The organism is Paenibacillus xylanivorans (assembly GCF_001280595.1).
Classification (GTDB): domain Bacteria; phylum Bacillota; class Bacilli; order Paenibacillales; family Paenibacillaceae; genus Paenibacillus; species Paenibacillus xylanivorans.
The window spans coordinates 1-494 of sequence record NZ_LITU01000049.1; the positions used below are offsets into that span (position 1 = coordinate 1).

1 pseudogene is annotated in these 494 nt (G+C 50.8%); it reads right to left on the reverse strand.

Features of this window, described 5'->3' with window-relative positions:
- Positions 1–494 (reverse strand): annotated as a pseudogene (locus tag AMS66_RS07595) (NgoFVII family restriction endonuclease); the annotation flags it as partial.

The following is a 494-nucleotide window of genomic DNA, read 5'->3' on the forward strand; positions in this document are numbered from 1 at the left end:
TTGAAAATATCCACAAGCTCTGCTCGGAATGTCTCACAAGACAGCACACGCTGCACACCCTCTTCGATGCTGCTCAACCCTAATTTCTCGGGCGCAGCCCGGTGGAAGGTGTAATAGAACATGATCAACATGCGCCGTTCATCGGCGGTAGTCGGGTTTTTGCCTTTTTCAATATAGTCAATCAGGAACGTCAGCCAGCTTCGAGAGTTGATCGTCAGCACAGACGGCAGTCTGCGGATATACTCCTCATGTTCATCCTCGATGGGTGCTGTTAATCCGGCTTCGGCCAACATGCCGCGGAAATACCTTTTCCCTGTACGTCCACCATACAATTCAACTAGTGACATCCCGTGATGCTCTACAAAATGAGCCAAGGTCAGCGGCAGTCCGGTGTCTTGCTGGAACGTTTGCAGCTTCTCGATCAACGCTCTGCGATTGCGGCTCATCTGCTTCAAGTTACGCATGATGTAGTCTTTCGCCTGTTTCTCCAACTG